This is a genomic window from Candidatus Obscuribacterales bacterium (assembly GCA_036703605.1).
GTDB lineage: Bacteria > Cyanobacteriota > Cyanobacteriia > RECH01 > RECH01 > RECH01.
The window spans coordinates 1-11,462 of record DATNRH010000366.1; the positions used below are offsets into that span (position 1 = coordinate 1).

The 11,462-nt window shown below is 54.5% G+C and carries 6 protein-coding genes; 4 read left to right on the forward strand and 2 right to left on the reverse strand.

Translation table 11 applies throughout. The features are described 5' to 3' along the window. From V6D20_07700 to V6D20_07710, 3 genes are all read left to right on the forward strand, one after another. Positions 1 to 1,277 (forward strand): hypothetical protein (locus V6D20_07700; GenBank protein ID HEY9815667.1); only part of this gene is annotated, 1,277 nt, incomplete at its 5' end. Positions 1,278 to 1,600: 323 nt separating this feature from the next. After that, positions 1,601 to 2,593, forward strand: coding sequence for a PRC-barrel domain-containing protein (locus V6D20_07705; protein HEY9815668.1), 993 nt, complete (start codon positions 1,601 to 1,603; stop codon positions 2,591 to 2,593). A 494-nt stretch (positions 2,594 to 3,087) separates the two neighbouring features. Further along, positions 3,088 to 4,413 carry a glycosyltransferase family 4 protein gene (locus tag V6D20_07710; protein HEY9815669.1) on the forward strand — a complete coding sequence of 442 codons (1,326 nt, stop codon included), beginning with the start codon at positions 3,088 to 3,090 and terminating at the stop codon, positions 4,411 to 4,413. A 106-nt stretch (positions 4,414 to 4,519) separates the two neighbouring features. Here the strand turns inward: V6D20_07710 and cobN are convergent, their stop codons facing one another. Further along, entirely contained in the window at positions 4,520 to 8,263 is a 3,744-nt protein-coding gene (cobN, locus tag V6D20_07715; GenBank protein HEY9815670.1) for a cobaltochelatase subunit CobN, read from the reverse strand. Between the two features lie 190 nt (positions 8,264 to 8,453). On the opposite strand from cobN, the gene V6D20_07720 reads away from it, so the two are divergent. Next, entirely contained in the window at positions 8,454 to 10,043 is a 1,590-nt protein-coding gene (locus V6D20_07720; protein ID HEY9815671.1) for a peptide ligase PGM1-related protein, read from the forward strand. A gap of 282 nt (positions 10,044 to 10,325) precedes the next feature. Here the strand turns inward: V6D20_07720 and V6D20_07725 are convergent. Beyond that, positions 10,326 to 11,462, reverse strand: a 1,137-nt coding sequence (locus V6D20_07725) for a Shedu anti-phage system protein SduA domain-containing protein (GenBank protein HEY9815672.1), incomplete at its 5' end; no start/stop codon positions are given.

Below are 11,462 nucleotides of genomic sequence, written 5' to 3' on the forward strand. Positions count from 1 at the left end.
TATCGCAGCATACGCAAGAACTGAGCCAGGCCCAAACCCGGCTCAAGACCCTAGAGAAGGCGCTACCGCAGCAGGAAGCTGAAGTTTCCCGCGATCGCCAGCAGTTGACGGAGTTGGAACAATCCCAAGCCCATAGCGAATGGCAGCAGGCCCAGACCCTGATTCAGCACCAGGAAGCAACCCTCAGCGATCGCCAATTGGCCCTGCGCGCCGCCGAACAGCGATGTAGTGAGATGGACATGCAGCGCCAGCGGCTCCAGGAAAAGATTGAACAGGCTCAACAGCGGGTGCAGGAGTATCGGCAGCAGCAGACTAGCCAGCTCAGCCAGCGTACCTCCGGCAGCAGCCAGCAGGATGCTCTCAACCGCGAGATTGCAGACATTCAAACTGCGTTGTCTACCCTAGAGCACACTCTATCGGCGGAGAAGCAAGAGCGCGATCGGGTGGAGCGGCAATTACGCGATCGCCAAACCCTGCATCAGCAAACGGAGCTGAAGCGTCAGCATACCCTCGAAACCCAGCAGGCGCGTCAGCAAGACTTGGCGGCCCTGCAGGAGCAACTGGTTGCCCAGCAGTCCGAATTGCCCGATCCTCTGCCGGAGATTCCCGACGAGTTAGGGCTAGAACAGCTTCAGCAACAGGTGCGATCGCTGCAGCGGCGGATGCAGGCCATGGAGCCAGTGAACATGTTGGCCCTAGAAGAGCACGATCGCACCCAGGCCCGGCTGGATGAACTCAGCCAAAAGTTATCCACCTTGGCGGAAGAACGCAGCGAACTGCTGTTGCGTATCGAAAACTTCACCACCCTGCGCCAGCGAGCTTTCAAGGAAGCCTTTGACGCGGTGAATGGCAACTTTCAAACCATTTTTGCTGAACTTTCCGACGGTGATGGCTACCTGCAGCTTGATGATCCCCATGATCCTTTTTCCAGCGGGCTCAATCTAGTCGCCCATCCTAAGGGCAAACCCGTCCGCCGCCTAGCCTCCATGTCTGGGGGAGAAAAGTCCCTCACCGCCCTCAGCTTCATCTTTGCCCTGCAGCGCTACCGTCCCTCGCCATTCTACGCCTTTGACGAGGTGGATATGTTCCTTGACGGGGCAAATGTAGAACGATTAGCTAGAATGATTAAACATCAGACTCAACAAGCCCAGTTCATTGTCGTTAGCCTGCGACGTCCGATGATTGAAGCTGCCCAGCGCACGATTGGGGTAACCCAAGCCCGAGGAGCCTACACGCAGGTTCTGGGTATTGACCTCCAGGGACGGATTTCCGGGTAGCGATCGCTCCTAAAAAAACCTCTGTCTGAGCAATCCACCTAGAAAATCTGCCAGACCCATGCTCAACCCTCTACAGCCTATTTGCCCGATTTCCTGACTCAACCCTCATGTTGATCTCCTGATCCGACACCTTATGCCGCTGCCCCCATCCAGCAGTCGTTCACCAGATTAGGGGTTGACTAGATTTCCTAGGGCACCGTTGGAACTTTCCCCATCCGGTTTATGATTTGTTCTAGCCGTCGTTAGCGTTACGATTGACGAATCGCTGACACCATTGCTGCCAATTTCGCTCTCTCGACCATTTTCGAGACAAAAATCCACCCATGACTTTTGAACAGTACTGCCAACGAGCTGACCTCCTAGGAACTCAAATTATTACCCGAGACACTGGCAAGCGACTCGGCGTCGTCAGTCAGATCTGGGTAGACATCGATCGTCGTGAAGTTGTGGCCTTTGGCTTACGGGAAAGTGTGTTGTCTGGGGTCTTGTCGAGCACGCAAGAGATCATGCTGTTGAACAACATCCGCCAAATTGGTGATGTGATTTTGGTTGATGACGACAACGCGGTTGAAGATGCGTTTGATACCGATCCCTACAGCATTCTTATCAATAGCGAAGTGATCACCGAAACCGGCGAACTGCTGGGTAAAGTGCGCGGGTTTAAGTTCAACGTTAATGATGGCAAGGTTGAATCCTTGGTGATTGCGTCCCTAGGCATCCCGCTGATTCCCGATCAAGTGATTAGCACCTATGAACTATCCATTGAAGAAGTGGTCAGTAGCGGCCCCGATCGCCTGATTGTCTTCGAGGGGGCAGAGGAGAAGATGGTGCAGATGACGGTGGGAGTGCTGGAACGCCTGGGTATTGGTCGTCCTCCTTGGGATCGGGATGTGGATGACTACTACGTGATGCCCACCTCGACCTCCAATCAACTAGGAACGGGTATGCCGGTTGCCCAACCGCTGCAGACGGTGATGCCCACGGCCCAAGAAACCTGGGATGAAGATAACTGGAACGAGCCTCAAGAACGCGTCATGCCCGAACCCCTGCGTCAGGCCGAACCCGAGCCGGTTTACTATCAAGAAGCTAACTGGGGTAATGAAACCTATGAGCAGCAGGTGGCCTATGTGGATGAAGACTATGCTGCGCCTCCAGGAGCTGCCCCTGAACCCTATCCTGAGGCTCAGTATGAGGATGTAGAGGTGACTGGGGATGCTTGGGCGGATGAGGACAGTCCTAAGCCCTATACGCCGCCGAAGCTTAACCTGCCTGATCGGCAGAAAGTGGCGGAGTATGAAGAGGAAATCGACTACTAAAGCCTGCTCCATACGTGTAAAACATGATCTGTAACGACCTGCCTAGTGCTAGAGGAGCGATCGCTTCTCTAGCATTGATGTTGTAATGGGGAGATGGGAGCGCTGGCGTTATCGTGAGGACATCATCATCGAACTTTCCTGATGGAACTCCTAGGATTAGTTCATAATTTGTCCTGATACTCCGTATATTCCCTAGAAGTAACCCATTGATGCTCTTAACGTAAGGGGTGGGAGAGATAGATGTTGGAGTGGAGAACGATGTTGGGATTAAAGGCCTCAATAGGCTGTGGTGATGCATGGGCTCTACCTAACGATAGAAGCTCATGTCAGGAAGAACGTTTGATGTAAATGGAACCTTGGGATATTCCCCTACGTCACGTAGCTAGGTTTAAGCCAAGAATAAGTCTTCTTCATTTTCAGGGTGATCCGGGTGTTATTTGCCAATTGAGTCTGCATATTGAATGCAGCCAAATCCACGTAATATTTGGACTCTCATGTGGCATCACTATCATCATGACTTGGACGCTCGTATTCGTCTGCTGATTATCACGCAATTTTATCCACCCGACTACGCTGCAACGGGTCAACTCATTGAAGAATTAGCGATTAAACTGAGTCAAAAAGAGTTTAAGGTTCACGTCTTCACAGGACAGCCAGGCTACGCATTTTCCACAGCCTCTGCGCCGAAGTATGAACAGATTCATCAGCTTTCGATTCAGCGATCGCAAATTTCTCGATTCTGGTCTCAACGGATTCGCGGTAAAGCCCTGAATGGGCTGTTATTCTGCCTGCGAGCCGTGCTGCATATGGTGCGAGCAGCGATGCACCACGACATTGCTATTTTAACAACGGCACCGCCTTACTTACCCGTATTGGGATACTTCGCCCGGCGTCTGTTAGGACTGCGTTATATCTGCCTTGTCTATGATCTGTATCCGGACGTTGCTGTACGCTTGGGTGTCCTGAAACCTAACCATCGGTTAACCAAGCTTTGGCGTTGGATTAACTGTAAGGTCTGGAATCAAGCTGAGCAAATCATTGTGCTGAGTTCGACGATTCGAGATCATATTGTTCAGAACTACGGAATTCCTGCCCATCGCATTTCCGTAATTCATAGCTGGACAGATCCTAGCTTAGTTGTACCTCGACCTAAATCAGATAACTGGTTTGCCCAGCGCCACGGTCTCGATCGCATCTTTACGGTTTTGTATTCTGGGAATATGGGACGCTGTCATGATCTAGAAACAGTTATGGCTACGGCAAAACTGCTTCAGCATGAACAGGTGCGGTTTGTCTTTGTGGGAGATGGGGCCAAGCGATCGCTCTGTATGCAACTGGCAGAAGACTATGGGCTGCAGAACTGTTTATTTTTGCCCTATCAAGATAAGCAAGATCTGCCCTATTCCCTGACCGCCTGCGATCTGTCGCTAGTGTCCCTCAGTCGCGGCATGGAAGGACTGTTGGCACCCAGTAAGCTCTATGGCTGCCTGGCCGCAGGGCGACCCGTGGCGGTGATTTGTGACGATCGCTCCTATCTTAAGGACTTGGTGACGGAGGCGGAGTGTGGTGAGGCTTTTCAGCAGGGCGATCGCGAAGGGCTAGCGGCGTTTATTCTGCATTTGATGGCCCATCCGCAGCGAGTGGAAGCCATGGGCCAGGCAGGACGCACCTACCTAGAGCATCACTTTACGCCAGACATTATTGCTGAGCACTATGCCCAGGTCATTTGCCGCAGTGCCGGGCGATCGCGCCGTCCTCAACTCCTTCCATCGTCTGTTCCACAGCGCCAAGCTGTGCCGGTGTCGGAGCGCTTGGATTGATGCCTAGTACTCTGAGCGGATGTAACCCGCCTAGTTGCTAAGGCAGGAATCCTTATGTGTCTTGGACGTCCTTTTCGGTTTTCTGTCTTCGTTCTTCTATCTTGCACTAGCTCGACTGTTGCTCGATCGCTCCTTCTGCTTGGTTGACGACGGCCCGCAGGCGATCGAGGGTTTCGGGGCTAGGGGATGACCAAAGACGGCGCTGGTGGGCTTCCAGCAACCGTTCGGCCATATCTCGCAGCGCCCAGGGGTTCACGTCTTGCACCATCTGCTGCACGTCGTCGTCGAAGATATAGGCCTCGGCAACGCCCTGATACATAAAGTCCTCGACGCAGTGGGTGGTGGCGGAGTAGGCAAACAGGTAATCTACGGTGGCGGCCATTTCGAAGGCTCCCTTATAGCCGTGACGCATAACGCCAGCAATCCATTTAGGATTGACCACCCGCGATCGATAGACCCGCGTCAGTTCTTCGGAGAGCGATCGCACCTTGGGGGTTTCGGGGCGAGAATGGTCGCCAAAGTAGAGTTTAGGGGACTGGCCTCGCGATCGGGCGGCCACCGTCAAACCGCCCTGGAATTGGTAATAATCATCGGAATCGAGCAGGTCATGCTCGCGGTTATCTTGGTTGTGCAGCACAATCTGTAGCTGACTGAGGCGCTGCTCAAAGGCGGCGGGAGCGGAGAGCGATTGGGGAGCGCGGCCGTTGCGGCCGCCGGTGTAGGCGGTGCTGCTCCAGTTGATGTAGGCGCGGGCTAGGTCGTCGTCGTCTGACCAATTCTGGGCTTCGATCAGACCCTGAAGACCAGCTCCGTAGGCTCCGGGTTTGGAGCCAAAGATGCGATAGCTGGCGCGATCGCTAGCCTGGTCGGCAGTTAACCCCTGGTCGATCCATGCTTGGGTTTCCTGCTGCACTTGGTCGGCCAGGGGATTCCACTCTGGCGGTTCATCCAAGGCAGCGATCGCCTGCACGGCTTGGTCAAAGAGCTCGATTAAATTAGGAAAGGCATCGCGGAAAAAGCCAGAAATCCGTAAGGTGACGTCTACACGCGATCGCCCCAGCACTTCTAAGGGCAAGATTTCAAAATCCACGACGCGCCGGGAGGGGCCGTCCCATACGGGTTGAACTCCAAGTAGAGCCAGGGCCTCCGCTAGGTCATCGCCGCCAGTACGCATGGTGGAGGTTCCCCAGACGGAAAGGGCCAGGCTGCGGGGATAGTTGCCTTCTTCCTGGGTATAGCGTTCGATCAGGAGTTCGGCGGCGTTGCGACCCACGGCCCAGGCGCTTTCCGTGGGAATGCCGCGAATGTCTACGGAGTAGAAGTTGCGGCCGGTCGGCAACACATCTGCCCGGCCGCGAGTGGGCGCACCGGAGGGGCCGCTGGGAATGTAGCCGCCGTCTAGACCGTGGAGCAGGGCGGTGAGTTCTTGGCGGGTGTTTTGCAGGTTGGGCAGGAGGTCGGTTTGGATCCAGGTCAGTTCCGGGGCGATCGCTGCCTGGGTCATGGATGGCGGCTGCCCGGCTAGGATGGCGTCCACCTGCTGGGCGGCGGTCTGTTCGATCTGTTCAACCGCGTCGCCGACGGTGCGCAGATGGGGACATTGCTGCTGGGCCAGGCGGTGGCGATCGCCCTCGGATAGCAAGGTTGCCGGATCGTCGGAAAGGGGATCGCAGTCCAGTTCCCAGGCCGTGGCGATCGCGCGGGTGAGGCCAAGGCGGTGGCGATCGGGAGAACGGGCGATGGCGATGATCAGATCTCGCAGCAGCCGGCCGCTGGGGCATTGACCGAGAATATGTAGACCATCGCGGATTTGGGCTTCCTTGAGTTCACACAAATAGCCATCGGTGCGAGTGAGCAGGTCGTTGAAGTCCGCTGCTGGGGATCCCGGCAGGGTGGCTAGATCCTGGTTGAGATGGGTGGCTTGGATGAGCGCCTGGATGCGATCGCGAATCACCGGTAGGCGGCTGGGGTCGAGGCTATCGGCTTCGTAATATTCATCAATCAATCGTTCCAGTTGCTGTAGCGGCCCGTAGAGTTCTGCTCGGGTGAGGGGCGGGGTGAGATGGTCAATAATTACCGCTTGGGAGCGCCGCTTGGCCTGGGAGCCTTCCCCCGGATCGTTGACAATAAAGGGATAGAGGTGGGGCAGGGCACCGCTGGCAACTTCCGGGTAGCAAGTCTGGGATAGGGCTACACTTTTGCCTGGCAGCCATTCCAAATTGCCGTGCTTGCCCACATGGACGAGGGCCTGGGCCCCAAAGTTATGACGCAGCCAGTGGTAGAACGCTAGGTAGACATGGGGGGGCTCTAGGTCAGCAGCGTGGTAGTTCAAGGAGGGATCGAGGTCATAGCCTCGGGGTGGCTGGATGCCGATAAACACCGATCCAAGCTGTAGCCCTGGAATGGGAATCTCCTCCGGCAGGGTCTCCGGAGATGACCAGCGATCGCCCACGCCATTTTGCACCTCAGGGGGCAGGGTTTGCCAATAGTCTAGGTACGCTGACCGGGATAGGGACTGCCGCACCGGCCGCAGATCCCAACCATCGGGGTCATGGGTGACGCCTTGGGTGAGCCACTGCATCAGCTCCTTTCCTGAGGCGGGCAGGGGCTGGACATCATACCCGGCATTGGCTAGAGCCTGGAGGATCTGCACCACGCTTTCCGGTGTATCCAGACCCACGCCATTGGCCAGGCGACCATCACGGCTGGGATAGTTAGCCAAAATCAAGGCAAGGCGGCGATCGCCCCTAGAGGTATTCCGCAGCCGCACCCAGTTGGCCGCTAGATCCGCCACGAAGTCTAGGCGATTGGGTATGGGTTCATAGCGCACCACATCGGTTTCAAGGTGGGGATGGCGATCTTGCCGCGTTTTAAACGACACTGCTCGGGTAATAATCCGCCCATCTACCTCCGGCAGCGCCACATTCATGGCCACATCCCTGGGCAGTAGACCCCGCCATTCGCTGTCCCATTGCTCCCGCGTGCCGCTGCTTAAGATCACCTGCAACACCGGCACATCCAGCGATCGCCATAGGTCTAAATCTATCTCCGCCTCCTCCAGTCGCGCCAGGGAAAAGCCCGTGGTATTCAGCACCAGATCCACAGGCTGCCGCTGCCACTGCTGCCGGATAGCGGTCTGCACTTCCACGTCTCGTAGCGACGACACAAACATCGGCATCGGCTCCATTCCCCGGCGGGCGATCGCTTCACATAGCCCATCGATCACCGCCATGTTGCCCGATAGATAATGGGCCCGGTAAAACAGCAGGCCCACCCGCCCTGTTGCTGAGGATGGCCCTGCCCAGGCATAGCAGTCCACCTTGGGCACGGGCCGTGGCGGCAGGGGATGGTAGGAGTAATCCAGACCCACCTGGGCCAGGTACTGCAGCGCCTGTACCATATTGTCGATGCCGCCCTCGGTAAAATAGCGCCAAAGCTGGTTGGCGATCGCCAGCGGCACTGTGGACTGATGCATCAAGCCCAAATCTGGACGATCATCCCCCGGCAGCACCAGCAGCCTTGCCCCCGTTTGCTCCACCGTTTCCCGCACCACATCCAGACCGTAGGGCCAATAGGCCTGCCCCCCCAGCAGCCGCACCACAATCACCTGGGCATGGCGCAGCACCGTATCGGCATAAGTATCAATGCTCAACTGCTGCTGGAGATGCAGGAGATTGGCCACCCGCAGGTTGGGAAACTTGTCGGGAAGGTGGGCAATGGCCTGGGCGATCGCTAGAATTTCGGTATCTGCCGCCGTCAAAATCACCATGGGAGCAGGGGTCTGCTCCACGAACATTACCCCCTCCATGCCAGGCGTCCATCCCCCCGGTGTGGCTGCAATTCGGTGCATGTGGCGAACTCGTTCTTCGTGAACAACCTTCCTAGCCTAGCGCTAGATCTGGGCCGATGCGAGACGAGTATTGCACGGGTTCATCGGGGGTATGCGACAATCACCTTGAACTGCAGGGCCATGAGTACAGGAGATTTGCTGACACTGTGCTGCCCTTCCATAGCTATATTCTCCTACCGTATCTCAGCCCATGTATTTGTCATCGACGCAGACCGATTCCTTTCATCAACTTCAGTCAAAACTGCGCGATCGCTGGCAGTCGATTGATCAGTTTGACCGCAACGACTGCGATATTCTCGTGATCCCCTCGGTCACCTTAGATCAGCGGGAGCTGCGGAAAATTCGCGGCATTCACTACTACGAAGAACGGCTGTTGTTTTCCCTGATCCGCCTGCGCAATCCCCGCACGCGCCTGATCTACATCACCTCCCAGCCCCTGCATCCCAGCATTGTGGACTATTACCTGCAACTGCTGCCCGGCATTCCCTTCTCCCATGCCCGCAGCCGTCTGCTCTTGCTATCGGTGTATGATTCCTCCTGCCGATCGCTCACCGAGAAAATCTTGGAACGCCCCCGCCTGATGGAACGTATCCGTCAGTCCCTGCGCCTCGACCAAGCCTACATGACTTGCTATAACTCCACGGAGTTTGAGCGCGATCTATCGGTGAAGCTGGGCGTTCCCTTGCTTGCCGTTGATCCAGACTTGCTACAGTGGGGCACCAAGAGCGGCAGCCGCCAGATTTTTGCTGAATGTGGCATTCCCCATCCCGCTGGCAGTGACTTAACCTGGACGGTGGAAGACTTAGCGATCGCCACCGCCATCCTCTGGGAGCAGCAGCCCACCCTGCGCCGCATCGTCATCAAGCTCAATGAAGGATTTTCGGGAGAAGGCAATGCCCTGCTGAATCTCCGAGATCTAGCTACCGTGCGCCCAGGAGATGCCAGCCATGCCCAGCGCGTCGCGGCGATTATCCAGCAGTTTGTCCATCTCAGCTTCCAGTCTGACCAAGAAACCTGGGAGAACTTCAGCAGCCGTATTCCCGAACTGGGGGCGATCGCAGAAGCGTTTATTGAAGGTGACGAAAAGCGATCGCCCAGTGTGCAGGCCCGGATTGTTCCCGATGGCACGGTGGAAGTCTTATCTACCCACGACCAAATTCTAGGTGGCCCCGATGGTCAAATTTTCCTAGGCTGTCGCTTCCCCGCCGATGATGGCTATCGCCGCCAGCTCCAGGCTTGGGGTATGAAGGTGGGACAGGCGCTGGCAGATAAGGGAGCCTTGGAGCGCTTTAGCCTAGACTTTGTGGCAGTCTACCAGCCTGATGCGCCGGATGGTGAAGAATGGGCGCTCTATGCCATTGAAATTAACCTACGCAAAGGCGGCACCACCCATCCCTTTATGGCCCTGGCCCTCCTCACCAATGGCACCTACTGCCTAGACGATGGTCTGTTCTACAGTCGTCAGGGTACACCCAAATATTATGTTGCCTCAGATAACTTAGAGAGCCCCAAGTATCGCGGATTAATGCCCAATGACCTGATGGACATCATTGCCTTCCATCGCCTGAACTTTCGCAGCACGACAGAAACCGGCACGGTGTTCCATCTCATGGGCTGTCTGTCGGAGTTTGGCAAGTTGGGGCTCACCAGCATTGGCAATTCACCGGAGGAAGCTGAAGAACTGTATCAACAGGTGGTGCAAGCCCTGGATGAAGAAACCGCCCGCGATGTCCCTGCCCCTGCCTCGATCCCCGTTCCCTTTATCGGCTGGAGTACGTGATGGCGTTACCGTCAGGCAGCGATCGCTCTCCCCAACCTGACAGCACAACAACGCCATGGGAAGCAAGCTCTCTCTGCTATCTGCTGATGTAAGGGCGATCGCGGCAATGATGTGCGAACTCATGTGCATAATGGGAACTAACGACAAAACGCAGCGGCGGCAGATAGTTTTGAGCTTAGCACTACTAACGATTTTTCCAGTCTGCTGCCGTGAAATGTTAGCCCTAAAAAATCTTTTGCTGTTTTTTTCACTAAAACCAACGCCTCAAACAACTCAGTTGCACTATGAAATTCGTGCTTTCATTTCCTCAATTAAGCAATCATAAGTTATTAGCTTAACATCCCTGTCACATGACTTGAGAAGCCAACGCCAGTCTTTCTGTGGTATTGAAGGCCGTCTACCAATGACTACTTTCAGTTCTGGTTCATAGTATTCTATTCCTTCCTCTGCTAGCCGTTTGCGGACACTATCCGAGCGTAATATTCGGTCATAATGCTTGATCTGCTGTATTGCATCATTAACTTCCGCGCAGAACCCAGGGATACTTCGTTTGGATCGAAAGATAGGGCTAGGACGTTTAAGCTCGACAAGTTCCCAATCACCAGCTACTGCATTCCGCAAAAATAGATCAATTCGTCTACCTGATACTTCAGGATCAATTTCAGGAAGTCTGAGCCAAACTTGTGTTTCAATCCTATCGTAATAAGGTCCAAAAATTTCTTGGTAATGATGTTTTAGGAACGCTTCCCATTGTGCCTCGCTCAACTGTCTCTGGAGCAGTTCCTGAAATTCCTCAAGAATCTCACTTGTACGGGTAATTTTGACAACGGATTCACAGGGAAAAAAGGTCTGACGGCTTACACCTGATGTGAGATGCTTTCCACACATATACATCGATACATCAGGGGGGCGTTCAGGATAAATAGAGATACATAATCCATCACTATAACTTGAAAGAAAGTCCTCTAGAACATCTGACGCCGTCTGGGGATCATTCTGAAAAAACGAATCAGGTGTACCTATTCCAGAAACTACATTTTCAGTCCAGCCAACTCGCCCTAAAGCTTGGCTTATTTGAGGGAGCAAAGCATCTTGATAATAACTTTCAGCAAGCCCAGAAAGATTACTCAATATATAAAAACTTGTAATCACCTCCCCTAAAATACCGCGAAGATTATCCTCCTGAACCAGCTCTGAATATGTTATATATTGCTTTACTGTCTGTTCAACTGAATTTGTAAATTCAGGCGTAAGCAAATTATATTCACGGGGATTTACAATCAGATCGATGGGAATTAAATAGGGTAAGTAAAGCTTCCAGCCCCTGACGACACCAATTGGTGGCCCAGAAAATGAAGGGTCAATAATTCTGAAAGGTTCAAAAGAATCTGAATCTCCAGAAGCCTCCACTAAATCACC

Bases quoted from the DNA above. Each gene is read 5' to 3' on its own strand.
- V6D20_07705 (HEY9815668.1), top strand. From the start codon at position 1,601: ATGACTTTTGAACAGTACTGCCAACGAGCTGACCTCCTAGGAACTCAA.
- V6D20_07710 (HEY9815669.1), top strand. From the start codon at position 3,088: ATGTGGCATCACTATCATCATGACTTGGACGCTCGTATTCGTCTGCTG.
- cobN (HEY9815670.1), bottom strand. From the start codon at position 8,263: ATGCACCGAATTGCAGCCACACCGGGGGGATGGACGCCTGGCATGGAG.
- V6D20_07720 (HEY9815671.1), top strand. From the start codon at position 8,454: ATGTATTTGTCATCGACGCAGACCGATTCCTTTCATCAACTTCAGTCA.